This window comes from Leucobacter denitrificans (assembly GCF_014396385.1).
Lineage (GTDB): Bacteria > Actinomycetota > Actinomycetes > Actinomycetales > Microbacteriaceae > Leucobacter > Leucobacter denitrificans.
In genome coordinates this window covers 1,364,969-1,385,763 of the sequence record NZ_CP060716.1, presented here as the reverse complement: position 1 = coordinate 1,385,763, position 20,795 = coordinate 1,364,969, and the positions used below count along the sequence as shown (strand labels likewise).

Below are 20,795 nucleotides of genomic sequence, written 5' to 3'. Positions count from 1 at the left end.
GCGAAACAAGAACTGTAGTTGTGGACTAATCCGTGTGTCGCCCGAAATTCGCCTGACAGTTAGGTGTTAGTCCCTGAGTGCGCTGATAGGAATGACGTGTACACCGTTGTCTAAGGTGTACGCGTACCGACCCGCGGTGATTACTGCGAGAGCAGATCGGGAAGACGTCCTTTGAAGGTCGAGCTTGTCGCGACAACGAGGGAGCGATGTTGCAGCGTCGGCCGCCACGGTTGTGATCGAGATTCTTGAGCGCGGGTCAGCTGCCGAGTCAGCGAGAACGCCATACTCCGAAAAATGGGTTGGAGATTGCGCGAGAGGTCGCCTAGGAACAGACAGGCCTGCAGTTCTCCCTCTAGAGAGCGCGGGTTCGGAATTTGTCCATAACCAGCAGTTTTAAGGCGTGCATTTACCAATACCGCCAACTACGTAAACCCAGTAGGTTACGACAAGAGGCTGGCAATGGTGCCGAGATCTCGCCCGATTGGCCTACGCAGGCCATCGACAGGAAGGAACGAACGTGCCTGGAGAGTTGACACATAAGAGACGAATAGCGTCGATCCTTGAACTCGATCGACGAGGGTTCATCAAGGCAGGCCTCGCAGGCGCGGCCGGACTCACTTTAAGCGCATGTACCAGTGGAGCAGGTGAGAAGTCGATCACCTGGGGTAACTGGCCGTACTTGCTTGACTACGATCCTGACGCACAGACTTATCCAACTCTCGACGAGTTCATTGCGGAATCAGGGATCTCCGTTCGATACCTCGAAGACATTGATGACAACAACACATTCTTTGCAAAGATCAAGGATCAACTAAGTCTCAACGATTTCACCGGTTATGACGTCATCACCTTCACGGACTGGATGAACGCTCGAATAATCGAGTCGGGGTCGGTGCAGCAATTCGATCGCACCAATATTCCACTCGTGTACGAGAACACTATTGATCTCTTCAAAAGCATAATTCCGAATGACCCTAACCGGGACTTCTCGGTGCCTTGGGACGCCGCCGGCTGCGGGCTGGTTTGGAATACGGAACTGGTTCCTGGAGGGGTCCACACTCTCGACGATCTACTAGCTCCGGAGCTCAAAGGCCGCGTCGGGCTATTGAGCGAATGGCGGTTCACGATGGGTGTGATCATGTCAGGTCAAGGCGTGGACATTAGCGGGGAGTGGGGAGACCCGGAATACGAGCGCGCTCTCGAATGGCTTGATCGCGCTATTAGCGATGGGCACATCGCCAATCTTCTCGGAAACTCCTACACCATCGAGCTAGAGAGGGACAACTTGCTTGCCTCGCTCGGATGGTCTGGTGACATTGCGATTATGAATGCCGAACTCGGTGATAGATGGACGTACGAAGTACCCGAGTTCGGCGCACCGTTCGCCTCCGATTCGCTTACGATCCCAAATGGAACTCCGGAGGAACGTAAGGAATGGGTCGAGGAGTTAGCCAACTTCTACTTTGATCCTACTGTTGCTGCTCACGTAGCCGCATACGTCGGAGGAATCACCCCTGTACGCGGAGCCCAAGAAGCAATGGAGAAAGTTGATCCGACTCAGGTCGAGAATTCCAGCATCTTCCCCGACGAAACCATCGTAAGTAGGTTGAAGTCGTACCGCCGAATCTCCGATGAGGAAGACGTGAAATATACCACCAGCTTTAACAAGCTTCTCGGACTGTAAGAGTTTTCATTTAGTGGCGGAATCAGAACGCGCTGATTCCGCCATTTGCGCTGATTGCCTGGCCCGTTATGCGTTCAGACGCGGGACCGGCGAGGAAGGCGACAATCTCCGCCTGATCCTCTGCAGACGCCACGCCAAGATTTGCAAGCTGAGCGGCCTTCTCGAAGAGCTTCTTGCTGAAACCATCTGACAGTGCACGATCAGTCGTGGGCGTGCCAGTGAGGAGTGATGGAGTGACGGAGTTCGCACGGATCCCGTCACGTTTCGCCTCGAGTGCAAGCGATCGGGTGAACATGACGATCGCCGCCATCGCGCCGCCGAGTACTGTCTCACCGGGTGTTGCGGCCTTTGCTGCGTCGGAAGCGATAGTGATGATGCTTCCCGATTTCTGCTCGCGCATATGGTCGAGTGCGGCTCTGGATAGGAGCATAGGGCCGACTGCTTGCGCGAGGAGCATCTCAGGAATGTCAGTGATTGGAGTGCGGAACAGCAGTTCGGGCTTAAACTTCGGTGCCGATATAGAGGCGATCAGGGTATCGATAGCCCCAAGCTCGGAAGCGGCTTTGTCGATCGCGGTCTGCACCGATTCTGGATCCATTGCATCGAACTGAATCGCTGAGACGCTTGCGTCTGGATATTCAGTGAGCAATCGGTCACGAGCTGCCTCTAGGCGAACTTGATTGAATGACATGAGGGCGAACGATCTGGTGCCGAGTGAGGCAAGTTTCCGAGCGCTCTCAAACCCTATTCCTGAACTGCCGCCAGCGATAACGGCTCTCATCTCGGGGAAATCAGTGGACATACCCGTTGCTTCAGAGAGACTCATGATGAATCGTTCCTTATCCTCAGTCTTATCGTCAACCTTACGGCGTTGGGCTCATGCCCGTCCGTTGTGAAGTACACCAGGTCCTGCGTGGCAGAATTGGCGAATTTCTAAACGCAAAAAGTCTGGTCGTTACTACTGTGAAGTACGAGCAGCAGTCGTGTGCATCATGAGCTGCGGTCGATTGCAGATGCAAGGGGCGGGGTGGACGTGACCGAAGTAGTAGGTGATCGCGGCGACGTTTCTCGGAGGGACATGCGAGCGTTTGTTGCTCGCGGCGGCGGGGCAAGGATCGAAACGCGCGAGTTGCCTCAGCCTGGCCCAAACGATGTGATCGTTCGCACGACGGCAGCCTCGATGTGTTCCGCTGATATTGCGACAGTTAAGGGTGACTTCGACTTCGCAACGGGATCCGTCGACCAGCGGGGAATCGTAGTCGGGCATGAGGCGATCGGAACCGTTCACGCGATCGGTGAACTTGTAGAAGGCTTCGAAATTGGTGATCGCGTGGGAGCTGCCTCGACTTCCCCGTGTGGGCAATGTACAAACTGCCAACGCGGGTTTAAAGGTCACTGTGGAGGAACCATCTGGGGTGGGTACACCGCCGGAGTTTCCCGAGACGGGTACCTTGCAGAGTTCTATCGCGTGACAGATGCCCGCGAGAACCTCGTGCGGATTCCGGACGGGGTGAGCGACGCCGCAGCGTTGCTCGCGATAGACACTCTTGCATCCGGTAGCTCTGGTGTGGAAGCGGCGAACATTGCACTTGGAAGCACAGTAGTAGTGATTGGTCAAGGCCATGTTGGCCTTGCAGCAACTGTGACGGCGAAACTGCAGGGCGCGGCCCGCGTCATTGTTGTGAAGAATCGACCGGGCGGCGAAGATCGTGCGCGCGCGCTCGGAGCAACAGTGACGTTGAACCATACGGATGATGATGTCCGAGCTGAAGTGCTACGGCTCACCGACGGCGCAGGCGCCGATCTTGTCGTGGAGGCCTCTGGCTCTACCCAAGCGTTTCCGCTCGCGATCGAGCTCACGCGCCTTGGTGGCACGACGAGCGTGCTCAGTTCGTACGACGGCGCCGCCGAATCGTCCTTGTCACTTCCCATCGAGCAATGGGGATGGGGGCTCGGAGATAAAACAATCTTGAGCACTTTTCAACTCTGCGGTAGTGAACGTATCTCGCGTTTGCTGCGTTTGCTCGAGAGCGAGCCATTCGACCCTAATGTGTTCTTCACACACACTTATTCATTTGACGAGGTCGGGCGTGCGTTGACAGAACTCGGTGACAGTAGCGTCGGAGTACTGAAGCCGCTCATTCAGTTTAGATAAACTGCAATTTTCGATTTAGATCACAGTGAGGTGAGGGGCTTTATGTCTGAAGGAACTTTTGACGTCGTCGTTATTGGAGCGGGATTCTCCGGGCTTTCGGCAGCGAGAGACCTGAGCGAGAAGGGTCACAGTGTGCTCGTGCTTGAGGGTCGTGATCGCATCGGTGGTCGCACCTGGTATCGAAAGTTTGGCGACACCGATCACGAAATCGAGATGGGCGGCACATGGTTTTCGAAAGACTCGATGCCTACCTTGATGCGTGAGGTCGACCGCTATGGCATCGAAATAGTTGATCAAGATGGCTGTGAGGAGATGCTCTGGGTCACAGGTGGGCAAAGGCGCAAGCACGCGCCGATTCCAGCCGACGAATTTCCTCTAGCCGAGAGAGCAATTTCGGCATTGTATGAGGCGCTCAAGCGAGTTCCGAACGGTAAGGTGCTCGATTCAGAAGACTACTCGGATCTTGACGTTCCTCTCGCTGATTGGCCGCCCTTCAAAGAGCTCCCGCTCGCCACAAGAGAGTTCATTTATGCGTGGGCCTCCATGTACAGCGGGACGAATGAAGTAGATGTGTCATTGCTCCACTTCCTCACAATCTTCGGCCAGTTCGACAACCGCATAACGAGTTTGCACTACGGGCTTTCTCAGCGCTTCACGCATGGAACGCGATCGCTAGCAGAAGCAATTGCGGGATCTTTCTCGGGCGAGATCAAGTTTGGTGCGCGGGTACGTCGCGTCCTGGAGTCCGATAACGGAACTGTGACGGTTGAAACTGACAACGATAGTTTCACCGGGAAGCGAGTGATATGCACGGTCCCGATCAACTCGCTCCATCGAGTGGAATTCACCCCTGCACTTCCCGAACTTGCGGCAGGTAAAGTCGAAAAGGGAACGAAGTCGAAGTCATTCAAGGTTTGGGCGCAGTGCCGAAATGTTCCAAAGGGATTCCTTGCGGTCGGGTGGGACCAGGGCTTCGAGTGGACTTGCGAGATCTACCGACTCGAAGACGGCACGTCACTCCTCTGCAACTTCGGATATGACGTGGCTAAAGTCGACACATTTAGCAAAGACAGTGTTGAGCAGGCGCTCCGCAACTATCTTCCTGACGTCGAGGTTGTCGCGATAGATACCCACGACTGGATCGGCGATGAGTTCTCTGACGGAACCTCGATGATCATTGATCCGGGTTGGGTCGCGAGCGGGGAACACAAAGCCTTTGCCGCGCCTCACGGAAATGTATATTTCGCTGGGGCGGACCACTCGATGGTGTGGACGGGGTGGATCGCGGGAGCACTCTCGAGTGGTGTCGATGTCGCCGAACAGGTTGCGCACTCTTTGCAGTAGCACGCGACGTCCAGGGTTGCGAATGAAGAGGGGAAGAAGATGAGCGCGATTAACCTCAGGGGTGCCGAGCATTCCGACGTGTTGATAGTCGGTGCGGGGCCGTCTGGTGCGACCGCTGCCCGCATTCTTGCGGAGAGTGGATACTCGGTAACTGTGCTCGAGCAAGGTGGCTGGGTAAACCGACTCGATTATCCGAGTGACAAGCTCGAACGTGAGGTTCTCGCGAGCGGACCATGGTCGGCGAATCCTAATAGGCGACAAAACTCTTGGGATTACCCTTGCGATGTCGAAGACGCCGAGATGCATCCGTACAACTTCAACGGCGTTGGCGGCAGCTCGATCATGTTTGGTGCCGAATGGCCTCGATTCGTGCCTTCAGATTTTCGAGTGAAGAGCCTGACAGGGGTCGCCGATGATTGGCCGCTTGCTTACGAAGATCTCGAACCGTACTACGAGCTCGCTGACGAGATGATCAGCTCATCTGGTTTCCCAGGAGACACCGCCTACCCCGGGAATGTCGCACCACCTCTTGATGGTGTGCCGATCGGTCGCATTGGAGTGAAGGCAGCGGAAGGGATGAACAAACTGGGTTGGCACTGGTGGCCGAATAGTCACGCGATCACGACGAAGAACATTGGCGATCGCGGAGCGTGCGCGCGCTGGGGCACCTGCATGACGGGCTGCCCAGAGGGTGCGAAGGCCTCTTTCGACGTTGCGATGTGGCCCGCCGCGATTGCTGCTGGCGCCCAGCTCATTACGGAAGCTCGGGTCAGCGAGATTACCGTCAACGCCGAAGGATTAGCGACCGGAGCGACCTGGATCGACGTCGAAGGTAACGAACATCACGCGTCTGCCTCTCTCGTCATCGTTTGCGGAAACGCAGTCGGAACCGCTCGTCTCATGCTTCTCTCAACTTCGAAGAGATTCCCAAATGGGATTGCCAATTCATCAGGACTGGTGGGAAAGAATTTGATGATGCACCCGCTCGTGACTGTCATGGGTGTATACGAGGATCCACTTGAAAGCTGGCTTGGCCCGCACGGTGCCAACATCAATTCGATGCAATTCGCTGAATCTGATCCAGCAAGAGGGTTTGTCCGCGGTGCTAAGTGGTTCTCTATGCCGATTCCAGGCCCAATAGAGGTTCTTGAACGGTACGCAGACCTTCCACTTGAAGAGCGCACAGGAGCTGCGGGACATCGCCTTGTCGAGCGCGCGCTCGGCCGCTCCTTCGAATGGGGAGCCGAGATCGAAGATCTCCCACTTGAATCCAACACCGTGACCTTGAGCGACAAACTCGTAGACAGCTCCGGCCTTCCTGCACCGAAGATCACGTACCGGATCTCAGAAGACAGCCGAAAGAACCTTGAGTTTCAAGTTGAGCGCATGACAGAGGCGCATCTCGCCAGCGGCGCGATCGAGACGAAACGCGTCGAGTGGATGCCGGAGGTGGGTTGGCACATGCTCGGCACCGCGCGTTGTGGCAACGATCCTGAAACATCCGTGGTCGATGAGTTTGGACGAAGCCACGACGTACCCAACCTCTATGTCTTCGACGGCAGTGTCTTTGTGACCTCTTCAGCAGTCAACCCCACGCCCACCGTCGTCGCGTTCGCTGCACGTGGTGCTATCAATCTCGTCGAGAATGCAACGACGCAGATAAGCCCAAATTAGTCGCTTGCTCTCTCGAAAGACAAAATCAACGATCAATAAACAATGAAAGACGTATCTGTGTCACAACAAGAACAGACAGTTGGTTCGAAGAACCCGGACCTCAAGGGACGGCTCGGGACATTCGATATCACATTGGCGACGCTCGCGTACGCTGGGCCCCTCACTGGTGTAGTGGGTTACATCACCTTCATCATTGCCTACGGTAACGGATTGGGAGCACCTGCGGCGTTTATTCCGGTCACAATCGCATTCCTCATATTTGCGGTTGGGTTTGGGGCAATGACGAAATACGTCAAGAATCCCGGCGCGTTTTATGCCTACGTTACCGCTGGATTTGGGCGAAGCGCCGGACTTGGGTCAGGGCTCATGATCCTCGCCTCATATTTTGCAATCGGCCTGGGATTCTATGCCTTTGCTGGTCTGTCAGCTGCGTCATTTGTTTCGTCGCGCGGTGGCCCAGATCTTCCCTGGTGGCTGTATAGCGCTGCGTTCTGGGCGCTGGTAGCAACACTCGCTTACTTCCACGTAGCTATTTCCGCCAAAGTGCTCGGCGTTCTACTCATGATTGAGCTCGTTATGATACTGCTCTTCGACGTCATCGTCTTTTCGAAGGGTGGTGCCGAAGGGATCACACTTGAGGTGTTCAGTCCGCAGAACTTCGCATCTGGCGGGATCGGCATCGCGCTTGTTTTTGCGGCCTGCCTCTATTGCGGATTTGAAGCAACTGCGATCTATCGTGAAGAAGCGAAGGATCCTGAGCGCACGATTCCCCGGGCGACGATCGTGGTCGCGATATTTATTGGTGTGCTCTACCTCGTCACTTCATGGGCATTTATCACCGGCATGGGAGCATCGAATGCGATCCAGATGGCGTCAGATGACCCTGCTGGCGCATTCTTTACCGTAGCGCGTACGTTTGCCGGGCAGACGTTCGTGGACATCACAAATGTTTTCTTGCTCACGAGTATCTTCGCGGCGCACCTTGCCATCCAAAATGTGACGACGCGCTACGTGTACTCGCTTTCGGTTGACGGAGTACTGCCGAAGGCTCTGGGTATCGCACACAAAAAGCATCATTCTCCTCACCGTGCATCCATGGTAGTGAGTGCGGTGTACGCGTTACTCGTCGCAATTGTCGTGTTCTGGGGTCTTACTGCGGAAGAATCCTACGGCTGGTTCGCGGGTCTCGCCTCTGTCGGCATTCTCTCTGCCATGACACTCACGAGCTTTGCGATTTTCAGATATTTCTCGAAGAATACACACATTCCAATCTCTCGATGGAAGCGCCAAACGGCTCCCGCCATCTCTGGTGTGGCCCTTCTCGCCATGGTTGTTCTCGGCGTAATGAACTTCCCCGACCTTATCGGCGGAAACGTGATGACCTCGACGGTGCTGCTTCTGATAATTGCACTTGCGTTCGTCATCGGGTTCGTGTGGTCCCTCGTTCTGCGTCGGAACAAGCCTGACGTCTACGAGCGGATTGGAAGGCAGACGATCTCGACCGAGGTTTTGGAGACTGCGGCCACGAGTTCTGCCAGCGTACCTCAACCAGCGGTGAAGGACGCGACTTAGAGAAACTACCAATTGGGTCGTCGTCGCGGTGTAGCTACGACGACCCAATTGGTAGGAATCCAAAGGTACTGGTCCTTCTTGAGAGTTTCTTCAGTACCACGATCCGATGCAACGGTCTTCAATGGAGTTGCGACGCAATCGTCGGGTTATTCAAAGGGGTATCGAATGGCGCAGCACTCTGAAGACACGCAGCCTTTTCTGGTAGCAGAGAACATCAGTGTCGAATTCAATGGCAAACCCGCTGTGCAAGACATCAGTCTCACCGTCGAACGTGGCGAAGTCGTCGCCATTATCGGACCGAGCGGTTCGGGCAAGAGCACGTTTCTTAGGTGTATCAACCACTTGCAATCACCCACGAGCGGAACAGTGCGCATCGATGGAGTTGCAATCACTGAAGGCAGGGATCGTCACCCGAATGCTAGGGACCTCGCCCAGCTCAGACGTCGTGTTGGCATGGTCTTCCAGCAGTTCAACCTATTTCCCAACCTCACCGCCCTCGAGAATGTGATGCTGGCGCAGATTCACGCACTCGGTCGCTCGAAACAGGAGGCCCGCGAGAAAGCCCTCGCGTTGCTCGACCGGGTAGGTCTTGCCGAACGTGCGAATCATCGACCAGACGAGTGTTCAGGAGGTCAACAGCAGAGAATCGCAATTGCCCGCACGTTGGCGCTTGATCCGCTCGTGGTGCTTTTCGACGAGCCCACATCAGCGCTCGACCCCGAGCTGGGTGCGGAGGTGTTGACAGTTATGCGTGAGCTCGCAGAAGCGGGAATGACGATGATCGTGGTCACGCACGAAATGCAGTTCGCGGAAGACGTTGCAGACCGTCTTGTGTTTATCTCAGACGGGCGCATAGTCGAAGAGGGCAAGCCTCGCGACGTGTTGCGCAATCCGCAGCACCCGCGAACCCAACGTTTCCTGCATGCAGTTCTGGAGCGATGATGGTCTTCTTTGAGTTCTTTCCCGCACTGCTCCGCGGATTGCAATACACGCTGCTCGTCGCAGTGGTTTCATTTGTAGCTGGTGGGCTCCTAGCTATTGCGATTACTGCCGCCCGCCGATCGAGTTTCGGTATTCTTCGTTTTCTTGGCGGTGCCTGGGTCGAGATCCTTCGAGGGGTTCCACCGCTCGCCTGGCTGTTTATCGTCTACTTTGGATTCCCGATAATTGGACTCAGGCTCAGCCCGATCGAGACCGGAATCTGGGTGTTCTCCCTAGTGGCATCTGCCTATCTCACCGAAATCTACCGGTCTGGTCTTCGGGCGGTTCCCACGGGGCAGGTAGAGGCCGGTACCGCGCTCGGAATGAGCAGGCTCAAAGTCAATGTGCTCGTCGTTTTTCCGCAAGCGGTCAAGACGATCCTTCCACTTGCGGTCGGCTACCTTATAGCGATTCTCAAGGACAGCGCATTCGTTTCGGTGGTCGGGGTCGCTGATGTTACCTCGATCGCAACCAGCCTGAATCGATCGAGTGGAGAAGGACTTCTTGTCTTTCTCGCAGCGGGCCTTGTTTATCTTGCGATCAGCGTGCCCGTCGGTATCTTCGGACGCTGGCTTGACGAACGGTTCTCTGGCAGGAGAACACGAGTACAGTCGGCGACGACCCTCACCGAGGCGGTGACGATCAAATGAGTGATCCGATCTCAATTGCGATTGAGTACTTTCCGCAATTATTGAAGGGCTTGTGGGTCAGTGTGCTGCTGCTTGCCTCGTTGGTTGGGGTAGGCACTCCTCTGGCATTTCTCGCCGCCATAGGTCTCCGGAGCCGATTTAAGATCCTTCGGTGGACACTCATTGCAATCATCGAGTTCGCCCGCGGAATACCGTCACTGATCATGCTCTACCTCATTTACTTCGGCATGCCATCAGTGGGCCTAACCCTGACATCCTTCGTTGCAGCGACGATAGCGCTGTCCATTAACTACATCGGTTACGTCAGCGATACGATGCGGTCGGGGATCGATAGTATTCCACGTGGTCAACTCGAGGCAGCATCAGCGCTCGGGCTGAATCGCTGGCACACAGTGCGCTTCGTGACAATTCCGCAATCCTTCCGAATCATCACCCCTCCTTTGCTGAGTTGGATCATTGTCTACTTCCAGACGACCGCGATCGCATTCACCATCGCTGTGCCTGAACTCATGAGCGCTGCGTACTCGATTGCTTCAAAGAATTTCCAGTACCTCACCTTATTTATTCTTGTCGGCATGATCTACGCCGCATTCTCAATTCCAGGGTCGCAGCTCGTGGCGGCTCTTGAGAGGCGTAGTTCGAAGTCGTCAGTTTGAACGGTGCCGTCTCTTAGTAACGTTCGCAAATCCAAGTAACCACATCACACAATGGAGTTGAAATGAAAAAGATCCATAAAGTTGCCACGTCAATTGCGGTCGCAATGCTTGCGGTAACCACACTTGCAAGTTGCTCATCGTCGTCCGACACTGGCGACGGTGCGACAACAGAAGACTGCACTCCCCGTTGGGAGTTTCCTACCATTTCCGATGGCATGTTAACTGTCTCGATCAACGAGTTGATGCCGTACTTCAGTGAAAACGGCGGTGCCCCGCAGGGCGTCGACGCAGACTTCTTGAAGGCATTCGCTGCTGATGCATGCCTCGACATCGACTGGCAGGTACAGCCGGCCTCATCGGTCATTCAGGCTGTTGCCTCTGGCAGAGCTGATGTTGCCGGAGGGGGTTGGTACGCGACGGAGGAACGTGGCGAGATCGTGGGCCTCTCGGATCCTATCTATGTTGAGCTACCAACAATTGCATCGGCAGACGGCACCAGTGACATCGAAGATCTGCGCGGAAAAGTTGTCGGCACCATCAGCGGGTACACATGGAATGAAGAGCTCGCTGAGATTGCGGGTGAGCTGAAAGAGTACCAGAGCAGTGATGCCACGCTGCAGGACCTTCAGGCCGGCCGCATCGAATATGCGCTTGTAGGAGGTATCGATGCCCCGTACATTGTGGATCAGACGCAAGCGCTCTCAGAGATCAAGACGGAACTCATGGATCCGAATCCAGTCATCTCGAGCTCGGTAGAGCCTCAGTTGCCAAACATCTGCCACACCAAGGGCAACGACGAACTCACCGCTGCATTGAACGAGAAGATCAACGAGATGCACGAGAATGGCGACTACGCAAAGATTGTCGAGACCTACGGTCTTGATCCTCGCATCGTAGACGTCGACCAATTTGCATAAGTCAGTCTAATAAAAGTTTGGCCCGGCACCACCTTCGTGATGCCGGGCCAAACTTTATATGTGACGCTACTTGACAGCCGCGATAGCCTCCACCTCAAGACGCATCCCTGGTGTTCCGAAGGCACCGACCTGCACAATAACGCTCGCAGGCCTGGCGTCTCCGAGAAAGGCGCGACGCAGCGGTGCCAAACGTGATGTGTCATCGATATCGGCCAGATAGATCGTCAGTCGTATGATCTGATCAACACCCGATCCACCGGCCTCCAGCACCTTTTCGAGTTGCGCGAAGACGTAGCTCGCTTGTTCTTCGAAGCTCTCAGATATGAGGTTCCAATCCTCATCAAGGGGCATCTGCCCGGTGGTGTACATGAGTCCGCCCGCTACAACAGCATCCGAATACAACTGGCCATTGCCGGGCGTAGTGACGAAAATTTCTTTGCGTTCTAAGTTCATTATGTGCTTTCTCCATGAGTGGTTACAACAGAAAGACCCCGGCTCGGTGCTTGGCCTCTGGCACTTCACCGAACCGGGATCTTTATACGTGTCTTAGCTTTCTTTGCGCTTGAACATGACGATCCACTCGCCTTCTTGGCAAATTTCGCCATGCTGATTTCGCACCTTGACGTCGAACGTGACGATGCCCCGGTCAGGCTTGCTCTTTGAAGGCCGAACTTCTGCGACGGTCTGGTCAACATGAATGGTGTCGCCGACGCGAACGGCGCCTGTCAACTTCCAGTTCATTCCAAGGAACGCAATTGCCGTTCCCTCTTTGATACCGAGGCGCGACTCAAGCCCCGTTGCAATCGCGAACACACCTGGACCATGGAAGATTCGGCCGCCGAACTGCGTAGTTTTGGCAAACTCTTCATCAGTGTGGAGCGGATTGAAATCTCCGGAGATTCCGGCGAACGCGGTGAGTTCTGCATCGGTGATGGTACGACGAGGGCTCAGCCAATGCTGTCCTACGTAGAAGTCGTCGAGGTAGAGCCCTCTGTCAGCCTGATTCGTGAGTACGGCAGAATCGCCCATGAGTAAATCCTTTCCAATGATCCTTAATAACGATTCTCAAGGAACACGTGGATCGCAGATAGTGTGAGGCAATCGACTTATCGGCGCATTTCTTGGAAGTTTTCCAAAAGGCTAGTGGGGCTGTGATGTTCGATACGCAGGCATGCCTGCGGGAGACATTCGAGCACCAGGCCGGCGAGAGCCTTCTTGATCGCCCGGAAATCGTGCAGAGTTTGCTGGAGCAAGATCACGGGTGCCAACAATTTCGGTGGTTTGTGCCAGTGCATGCGTGTTACCGCTGAGTACTGCGAGGTCAAGCGACGTGATTGCAAGGTACAGAGACGAAATTGCCGCGGGGTCGCGGAGATTAATGTCTAACAACTCCTCGACCTTAGCGAGGCGGTACCTGAGCGAATTATGGTGGATACCTAGTGCATCCGCTGCAGAGGCAATATTTTGTGAGTGAAGGAAGTATTGCCTCAGGCCTGAGATGAGCTGGTCACGCTCCAAGAGAGGTTCGAGATAATCTCTCGACCACTCAGCCATCACATCAATGCCAACGTTCGAAAAGAGCCTCGTGGCAAAGTCGAACTGCTCGAATGAGATGTGCGATTCAGAATGGCCGCCGGCACGTAGCGTGCGGATCCCGAGCCAGGCATCTGCTAACGAGTCTGCGGCATCTCCAACGTGACGCATATTTCGCCCGAGCCCAAAGTGAACTTTCGCGAGTGTCTGCTTGTTGCTGCGTATGAGCCGCTGGATAGTAGCTTCGCTCGCCTGCACCAGGAATATCGCACCGTCGTCTCTCGCGGTCGAGAGCGACACGATGTCAGATTCTGAAAAAATCTTGTTGAGTTCTTCGTGTACATCCTTCACCGGTGCGCGATTAGCCGGTCTGCCACCGTGAGGTGAGGCAACAATAACGCGAAGGGGGTTATCGAATGAAAGACCAATCGCGGCAACACGGCTCTCGAGTTCTGGTGAGTTGTACTGCGGGCGAAGTGCCAAGGTTTGTTCGAGCAGGGAAGTACGGACTGCCTCTTCCTGCGACCTCGCTTGAGCATTGATATGTCGCACGGTCTCGATAAGTGAAGCTGCAATATGTATTGCGGCCGAGGCAGACGAGTCCGGAAACCCTTCGCGACGGCAGGCCACTACCAACCATCCGGCCTGGCTTCCGACCATGTCGACCTCTTGGAGTCGGACTGCCTGCCCGTGCCAGTCGCCAACAGAAATGAACTGGCTCGGAGAGTCGGTTCTGCCAAGTTGCTCGAGAACCTGTTGTAGGGGGATTTGACCCGTGTTCTCTTGCACAGTGCCCCGGGTCGTCACCACGAGTGAGACGGCATTCGAGAGTCGCTTGAGTCGCTCCAGGATCGCTTGCGTTGGACTTTCACTACTGAGTTCCTGTGTGAATGATCGCTGCAGCGCCGTCAATCGTCTCAACTCGGCGGCAGTTGGATCGATTGTAGATCGAATGACGGATTCGATCGCGACAGTAGTGCTGATGTCCTCGGGCGCGATAGCGATAGTGCTACGCGTTTGTACGTCTTCGATGCGCGCAATATCTGCGTCGCCCCAACCGATGAGAAGGTAGGTGCCTGCCTGATCACCTTTCGCAAGACCGGTCATTTCCTTGATAAAGGAGCCGGAATCCGTCTGGGGAACGAGCACAAGTAGATCGGATTGAGATGCGGCTCCAGCCTCCCAAATGAGAGCTCCGGTGACACTTGGATCTGCTATGTCCGGTTGCGCGGCAAAACGCACTGGTGCATCCCAGAGGTGAAACAACTCGGAGAGTCGAACTGCGCGGGTGACCGAATCCATGAGCTGGCCCCCTCCACCGTCAGAATATCTCTACCCCGGATTATCCACTCTTCTGAGAGAAGCATACTTTGGTATTACTACATGATGAACCGGATACTCTTGGTGTGAATACTAATGATGGTTGCAGACATCACCATTATCGTGTGAAGCATCCAGCGAGGTTCTGGAGTACAAGCCTCAAGAAAGCAGGTCGCAATGCAAGCGTTACTTGATTCTGCTGACGTCGTTGTTATCGGTGCGGGAATTTCGGGAATCACGACTGCGTTCGAACTCAAATCTCGCGGATTTGACGTCGTCGTGCTCGAACAACGCTTTCCGTCGTATGGTGCCTCGGGTCGGAACGCGGGCAGCCTGTGGATTCAGACCTGCCGCAGCGGTACTGAACTCGAACTCTCGCGCGCAGGGCAGCGTAAGTACCTCGATTATATAGATGAGCTCGGCAACACATTCGATTATCGTCAAAATGGAGGGCTCTTCTTTTTCGAAACCGAGGAACAGGGGACGATTCTTGAAGAATATGTATCCGACCGACGTGCGCTCGGACTCGAAATCGAGATGCTTGACCAGGAGTCAGCTCGACGACGCTCAGAATTAGTTCCGAGAACTGCGATCGGTGCGGTCTACTGCGCCGAGGACGCGCAGTTGTCATCGCCGAAGTTCGTGCGTGCGGTAGCCTCGGCGAGCGCTCGCGCGGGCGTGCGGATCTATGAGAACACTTCAGCCCTCTCCACGATTCGCAATGGTGATATCGTCAGCGGGGTGCGCACGGTGCGAGGAGACGTTATGGCGCCTGCGCTTGTGTGGGCGACTGGTGCCTGGTCTGTGAGCCTCGATAGCGAGGGAATTGAGATCCCCCTTATTACCGCGAGGCAGGGACAACTCATTATGCAGGCGACCACCCCTATTCCTGATGCGCCGATAATGAAGGGGCCCCGAGGGGTCGCAACTTGTACCGCGATTGCCGAACTACCCAGTTTCAAATATTCAGTGTTTGAGCACGATGGTGTCGGATCTCTGACAGAGGATGTGCGACTCCCCTTCAGCTACGAAGACATGATTTCGCAGAGTAGCGAGGGAGTGCTGTGGATCGGGTCAAGCTTCGACGGATACGGGTCGCTCAATCCCCACATCGGCCTTGCAGCATCAAAGATGATGGTAGACGCAGCCTTCGACCGATATCCAGAAAAAGTTGATCTTGGAATCGTCGGTCTTTGGGCGGGCGTCGCTTCTTGGACGGATGACGCATTGCCCGTCATTGATCGCGTTGACGGAGCGTATGTGAACGTCGGCCATGCAAATGGCATCGCCACGGGGCCGATAGGTGGGCAACTCATGGCGGAGACCGTTATGGGTGAAACGGGCCCATTTCATCACGCACTTCGAAGCAGCCGACTCCCTCGTAAGTGATCTCTGCCTCCTGGCAAGCGATGTGTTGGTGAATCACCAACACATCCACTTGAGTTCTGTGAACCCACCAAAGTGTGACACCGCTCTTCCGGGTTAACTTTGGCTAAGGGAAGCTTCACACCTAGAAATTCGCTTCGTTGTCGAAGCACCTCTCAGTGTGGCGCCAAGTAGAAAGAGGATCCTGATGCGTGCATCTACTGACCAGGAACGGTACTACTCAGAACTGAGCGCAATCGCACACGCCACTCCTGACGCGATTGCGTTTATCGACGGTGAAGACCACGTCACCTACAGCGAGATGCGTGAGACAGTCGAGGACCGGGCAGCGCAGTTGCGTTCGGGCGGTCTGCAGGCAGGGGGTCGGGTGGCTATCATCGCCGAGAACTCCGCAAACTTCATCATGACCGCAATTGCGGTATGGGTCGCGCGCGGCGTGCTTGTCACCATCTACCCGTCGATCCCTCAGAAAGATCTCGAGTCAACGCTCGCAGACTCCGACCCTGTGCTTGTGCTCAGCGACACCGGAACCGAAGATCTCGTACGAGGGGCTGTGAGGGAGGGTCTCCCCATCACGCTCATTGACACTGCAGACTTTGTCGTTGAGAGCGTTGCGACCGATGTAGCTCCCACTCCCACGGATCTTCGTGAGCCCCTGAGCCTGATCTGTTACTCGTCGGGAACAACTTCGCGGCCCAAGGCAATCATGCTCAGCGCAAGAGCTCTCTACAACGGTGCCCGTGTCTACGCTGATGTGTGGGGGCTGCAATCTCATGACGTCACACTTGTGAGCCTTCCCATGGCTTGGCTTTACGGTCTCGACACCTCCTCGATGTCGACCCTCCTTGTTGGGGGAACCGTAGTTTCACTCCGGAGGTCGCGTCCCGAACTGATTGCTGAAGCTATCGAGCGCCGTCGGGTCACTATCTTCCCAACGGTCACGACGGTGCTAGGAAAGTTGGCGAGATTCCTCGATAGCGACGAGCGCCGTTGGGACCTGTCGTCTCTTCGACTTATCGTTTCCGGTGGCGAGCCACGGAACGAGCAGGCTTTCAACTTGCTCCGCAAGTACACGTCAATCCCCGTGCACGACACGTATTGCCCCTCAGAGAGCTTCCCTCTCATTACTTATGATCCGCGACTCGACCCCGAGCCAAAGCAGGGGTCGGCAGGGCGCATTGTTCCCAACGCCCTGATGCGGGTGGTCGACGCGGAAGGTCGTGACGTCGCACCAGGAGAGACTGGTGAGGCGCTCGCAAGTGGACCCGGACTTATGCTCGGATACTGGAACGACCCAGAACTCACGGCTGAATCCCTCACCGACGACGGTTGGTACAAGACCAAGGACCTCGTGCGGGTTGACTCCGACGGTTATGTGTATGTTGTTGGCCGACTCTCCGACATGATCATTCGTGGCGGAAGCAACGTTTCGCCGGGTGAAGTTGAGAGCACACTGCGCGAACATAATTCCGTACTCGAGGCCGCCGTAGTCGGAGTACCCGACCCGGAATACGGTGAAGAAGTCGTCGCAGTCATTCAACTTGCCGACGGTGCGGACATTGCAGATGAGGAGCTCGAAGCGTTTGTCACTGAGCGCCTTGCCCGATTCAAGGTTCCGTCGCGATTCGTGCGCGTTGACGAACTTCCCCTCAACTCGACGACACAGAAGATCAATCGATCAAAGGTTCGGCAGATGCTTCAAGAAGGAGTGCGGTCATGACCACGTTTCGAGTCGCAAGTGTGCAATTCGAATTGCGCAAGGAGTCGACGCTTGAGGAGTACCTCAGCCACACTGAGGTACTCGTTGCCGAAGCTGTGCAGCACGGTGCCGAACTCGTCGTATTCCCTGAATTCGCGAGTAGTGGCTTGCTCGCGACCATTTCGGATCACGAAGTCACCGGCAAGACAATTGGTGACGATTACTGGCAGCATCTCGCGCCGTTTTCCGACGCGATCGCGGAGGCAACTCAAGATCTCGCGAAGAAGTATGGCGTTTGGGTGATGAGCGGTAGTCATAACCGCATTGCTGATGACGGCACACTTCGAAATACCGCGTTTCTCGCCCACCCTGATGGCCGACTCGAGACGCAAGACAAAATGCACTTGACGCCGCCGGAGCATGACATGGGTGCCCGTGGCGGGGACGATTTGCTCGTGACACAGATCGGGCCATTTACTGCGGGTCTGCTTATTTGCGCCGACATCCAGTTCCCCGAGCTCTCTCGGTACCTCATGGAACGCGGAGTCGAACTTATCGTCTGCCCGTCGCTCACGTGGAACCGCAGAGGAGTGCATCGGGTAAAGACCGGCTCCCAGGCGCGGGCTATCGAGAATCAAATGTATGTTGTGATGTCGCCTCTCGTCGGTTCGAGTGGTTTTCCTCTTGATGCGCCGATGCATGCGGTAGGTAAATCGCTCGTCGCTACACCGGTGGATCGCACCTTCGGGTTGAATGATGGCCTGCTCGCTGCCTCAGAGGAGGCCGGGGAGATGATTCTGTATGCGGATCTCGACCGCGAACTGTTACTTCAATCACGCGAGAAGCCTGAGGCTCCCGGACTGAAACTGCACCGACCCGATCTCTACCGCAAGCTGCGTGAGGAGCCCGTGTAAATGCACGTCTATTCTCACCATGTCCGCTATCACGAGGTTGACCAACAGGGCTTTCTCTTCAACGGCCGATACCTCGAGATTTGCGACGTAGCTTTCGCGGAATTCATCCGGACACTTGGGTGGACCTACGGGGAACTCAATGAGCTCGGTGCGGATCCGTCGGTGGTCAGTGTTAATGCGCAGTTTGCCGTGCCGGCGCGTTATGACGACCTACTCGATGTTGATGTGCAGTGCGTGCGGGTGGGCACGAGCAGTTTCGAGTTACGCAATGTGATCTCTCGAAAGAGCGAACTTATAGCCGAACTCACGATGGTGCACGTCAATGTCGATGCCAAAGAAGAAAAGTCTGTACCTCTCCCCGAAAAAGTCGCGACCGCTCTTAGGGCAGCGTTAAGAAGTGAGAAGGATCCAAATGGAAAACAGTGAGATCAAACAGTCTTACGCAATTGATGTCATAGCTGGTGACGGCATAGGCCAAGAAGTAATGCCGCCGGCAATCGCCTGCATCGATATGTTGGCCGCGAAACATGATTTTACGATTACGTGGCGTGAACGGGATTGGAGTTCGGAGCGGTACCTTCGCGATGGAACCATGATGCCTGCAAATGGTATCGAACAACTCGCAGACGGGGATGGAATCTTTCTCGGCGCGGTAGGCACACCCGATATTCCCGATCACATCACGCTCTGGGGCCTGCTGATCCCAATTCGCCGCGATTTTATGCAGTACATAAACCTTCGTCCGACGAAGTTGCTCCCGGGGCTGAAGCCTCGTGTTACCGGGGCAGACTCTATCGATCTTCTCGTTGTTCGGGAGAATGTCGAAGGGGAATACTCTGAGCTCGGAGGCCGCGCTTATCGAGGAAGACCGGAAGAGCTCGCAATTCAGGAAGCGCTATTCACCCGACGTGGAGTGGAACGTGTTGCAAGGTTCGCCCTCGACCTCGCTTCGAGGCGGAGCGGAAGGCTCGTGTCCGCGACGAAGTCGAACGGAATTATCCACTCGATGCCCTTCTGGGATGAGGTCATTGACGAGGTGGGCAAAGAGTTCAGTAGCGTGACAATCGAACCGGTACTCATCGATGCGCTTGCAGCGCGCGGAGTGCTTCGGCCAGACACTTTAGATGTAGTTGTTGCTTCGAATCTATTTGGCGACATTCTTTCGGACCTGTTGTCTGCTGCCGCTGGTTCGATCGGAATCGCGCCCTCGGCCAACCTGAATCCCGAGCACGAGTTTCCATCATTATTCGAGCCTGTTCACGGCTCCGCGCCCGACATCGCAGGGAAGGGTCTCGCAAACCCTATTGGGCAAATGTGGGCGGGAGCCATGATGCTCGAACACCTTGGTCAGAAAGCGGCCGCAGCCGAGCTCACTGGGGCATTTGAGTCCGTCGTTGCGTTGGGACACTCTACGCCGGATCTCGGTGGCAGCCTGAGCACCGAAGAATTCACAGCAGCCGTGATTGAACAAATCAACACCAAACATTGAAATCTGAGAGAGGTTCAAGATGAAGATCGTCGTTCTTGCAAAAGAAGTTCCCGACACCGCGGGCACTCGAAAGCTAGATCCCAATAGCGGAATTCTTGACCGCGCGTCGGCCGAGTCTGTGCCCGATGAGATCAACGAGCGGGCACTCGAGCACGCATTGAGCTTCAGGGATTCGGGAAATGATGCCGAAATTATCGTCGTTTCTGTTGTGCCTGCTGGTGCCGAACCGTCGATCCGCAAGTTGCTCGCAATGGGTGCGGACTCTGCTGTAGTGATCACGGATGATGCTATTGCCGGCTCCGATGCCGCACGGACGGCCGAAATTCTCGCATCGGCTGTAGAGAAGCTCAATCCTGACCTCGTCATTGCGGGTAACGAGTCAACTGACGGTCGTGGCGGAGTAGTGCCGGCGATGATCGCTGAGTATGTGGGTTGGCCGGTGCTTCCGGCTCTGAACACGGTGGAGATCTCGAACTCAGCGGTGAGCGGCGATCTCACAGCAGAGGCGGAGCAGATTCAGCTGACCGCAGAGCTCCCGGCTATCATCTCGATTACCGAGCGTTCCGCAGAGCCGCGATTCCCGAACTTTAAGGGGATTATGCAGGCAAAGAAGAAGCCCTACACCACATGGAGCTTGGCCGACCTGCCTAACGCTGGTCAGGCTCGCGCCGCGAGTTCGGTCATGGTCTCCGCTACAGAGCGGCCAGCACGTACAGCCGGTCCGAAGGTTGTTGATGATGGCAGCGCAGCGACCCAACTCATCGATTTCCTCGCCGCGCAGAAGGTTATCTAGGCGCGCGGGCATTACAAGATTCGAACGG

Annotated in this window: 19 protein-coding genes; 15 read left to right on the top strand and 4 right to left on the bottom strand. The window is 55.5% G+C overall.

What is annotated here, in order from left to right; all coding sequences use genetic code 11:
• Positions 1-481 precede the first annotated feature (481 nt).
• Complete coding sequence (locus H9L06_RS06625; RefSeq protein ID WP_187554468.1) at positions 482-1,684, top strand: ABC transporter substrate-binding protein; 1,203 nt, start codon at positions 482-484, stop codon at positions 1,682-1,684.
• A 22-nt stretch (positions 1,685-1,706) separates the two neighbouring features.
• Here H9L06_RS06625 and H9L06_RS06620 read toward each other — a convergent pair whose 3' ends face one another.
• Positions 1,707-2,510, bottom strand: coding sequence for an SDR family NAD(P)-dependent oxidoreductase (locus H9L06_RS06620; protein ID WP_223165175.1), 804 nt, complete (start codon positions 2,508-2,510; stop codon positions 1,707-1,709).
• Positions 2,511-2,717: 207 nt separating this feature from the next.
• Here H9L06_RS06620 and H9L06_RS06615 point away from each other — a divergent pair, with 207 nt between their 5' ends.
• The 8 genes from H9L06_RS06615 (at position 2,718) to H9L06_RS06580 (ending at position 11,633) form a co-directional block, all read left to right on the top strand.
• A complete protein-coding gene (locus H9L06_RS06615) occupies positions 2,718-3,839 on the top strand; it encodes an alcohol dehydrogenase catalytic domain-containing protein (protein WP_187554467.1) in 1,122 nt (373 codons plus the stop codon).
• 42 nt (positions 3,840-3,881) lie between these two features.
• Positions 3,882-5,183 (top strand): flavin monoamine oxidase family protein, encoded by a 1,302-nt coding sequence (locus tag H9L06_RS06610; RefSeq protein WP_187554466.1) that lies wholly within the window; start codon positions 3,882-3,884, stop codon positions 5,181-5,183.
• Between the two features lie 39 nt (positions 5,184-5,222).
• Positions 5,223-6,857 (top strand): GMC family oxidoreductase, encoded by a 1,635-nt coding sequence (locus tag H9L06_RS06605; RefSeq protein ID WP_187554465.1) that lies wholly within the window; start codon positions 5,223-5,225, stop codon positions 6,855-6,857.
• Between the two features lie 57 nt (positions 6,858-6,914).
• Complete coding sequence (locus tag H9L06_RS06600; protein WP_187554464.1) at positions 6,915-8,429, top strand: APC family permease; 1,515 nt, start codon at positions 6,915-6,917, stop codon at positions 8,427-8,429.
• 165 nt (positions 8,430-8,594) lie between these two features.
• Positions 8,595-9,371, top strand: coding sequence for an amino acid ABC transporter ATP-binding protein (locus H9L06_RS06595; protein WP_187554463.1), 777 nt, complete (start codon positions 8,595-8,597; stop codon positions 9,369-9,371).
• Positions 9,368-10,060 carry an amino acid ABC transporter permease gene (locus H9L06_RS06590; RefSeq protein WP_187554462.1) on the top strand — a complete coding sequence of 231 codons (693 nt, stop codon included), beginning with the start codon at positions 9,368-9,370 and terminating at the stop codon, positions 10,058-10,060. The genes H9L06_RS06595 and H9L06_RS06590 overlap by 4 nt, the downstream gene beginning before the upstream one ends.
• A complete protein-coding gene (locus tag H9L06_RS06585; RefSeq protein WP_187554461.1) occupies positions 10,057-10,716 on the top strand; it encodes an amino acid ABC transporter permease in 660 nt (219 codons plus the stop codon). The genes H9L06_RS06590 and H9L06_RS06585 overlap by 4 nt, the downstream gene beginning before the upstream one ends.
• 62 nt (positions 10,717-10,778) lie before the next feature.
• Positions 10,779-11,633 (top strand): substrate-binding periplasmic protein, encoded by an 855-nt coding sequence (locus tag H9L06_RS06580; RefSeq protein WP_187554460.1) that lies wholly within the window; start codon positions 10,779-10,781, stop codon positions 11,631-11,633.
• A 66-nt stretch (positions 11,634-11,699) separates the two neighbouring features.
• Here H9L06_RS06580 and H9L06_RS06575 read toward each other — a convergent pair whose 3' ends face one another.
• From H9L06_RS06575 to H9L06_RS06565, 3 genes are all read right to left on the bottom strand, one after another.
• The gene (locus H9L06_RS06575) at positions 11,700-12,086 is read right to left on the bottom strand and encodes a RidA family protein (protein WP_187554459.1); all 387 of its coding nucleotides are present in this window, start codon (positions 12,084-12,086) and stop codon (positions 11,700-11,702) included.
• A 93-nt stretch (positions 12,087-12,179) separates the two neighbouring features.
• Complete coding sequence (locus H9L06_RS06570) at positions 12,180-12,662, bottom strand: MaoC/PaaZ C-terminal domain-containing protein (protein WP_187554458.1); 483 nt, start codon at positions 12,660-12,662, stop codon at positions 12,180-12,182.
• Positions 12,663-12,773: 111 nt separating this feature from the next.
• Positions 12,774-14,468, bottom strand: a complete 1,695-nt coding sequence (locus H9L06_RS06565) for a PucR family transcriptional regulator (protein WP_187554457.1) — start codon at positions 14,466-14,468, stop codon at positions 12,774-12,776.
• A gap of 195 nt (positions 14,469-14,663) precedes the next feature.
• Between H9L06_RS06565 and H9L06_RS06560 the strand changes: the two genes are divergently transcribed.
• The 6 genes from H9L06_RS06560 to H9L06_RS06535 all read left to right on the top strand — a co-directional run bounded on the left by H9L06_RS06560 (position 14,664) and on the right by H9L06_RS06535 (position 20,767).
• Positions 14,664-15,875: an NAD(P)/FAD-dependent oxidoreductase gene (locus H9L06_RS06560; RefSeq protein WP_187554456.1), complete on the top strand. Its 1,212-nt coding sequence runs from the start codon at positions 14,664-14,666 to the stop codon at positions 15,873-15,875.
• A 184-nt stretch (positions 15,876-16,059) separates the two neighbouring features.
• Complete coding sequence (locus tag H9L06_RS06555; protein ID WP_187554455.1) at positions 16,060-17,592, top strand: class I adenylate-forming enzyme family protein; 1,533 nt, start codon at positions 16,060-16,062, stop codon at positions 17,590-17,592.
• Positions 17,589-18,485, top strand: coding sequence for a nitrilase-related carbon-nitrogen hydrolase (locus H9L06_RS06550; RefSeq protein WP_187554454.1), 897 nt, complete (start codon positions 17,589-17,591; stop codon positions 18,483-18,485). The genes H9L06_RS06555 and H9L06_RS06550 overlap by 4 nt, the downstream gene beginning before the upstream one ends.
• Positions 18,486-18,911: an acyl-CoA thioesterase gene (locus tag H9L06_RS06545; protein ID WP_187554453.1), complete on the top strand. Its 426-nt coding sequence runs from the start codon at positions 18,486-18,488 to the stop codon at positions 18,909-18,911. It begins immediately after the preceding gene.
• Positions 18,898-19,974: a tartrate dehydrogenase gene (locus tag H9L06_RS06540; RefSeq protein ID WP_187554452.1), complete on the top strand. Its 1,077-nt coding sequence runs from the start codon at positions 18,898-18,900 to the stop codon at positions 19,972-19,974. Before H9L06_RS06545 ends, H9L06_RS06540 begins: the two co-directional genes overlap by 14 nt.
• 19 nt (positions 19,975-19,993) lie before the next feature.
• Entirely contained in the window at positions 19,994-20,767 is a 774-nt protein-coding gene (locus H9L06_RS06535) for an electron transfer flavoprotein subunit beta/FixA family protein (RefSeq protein ID WP_187554451.1), read from the top strand.
• The last annotated feature ends 28 nt before the right edge of the window (positions 20,768-20,795 follow it).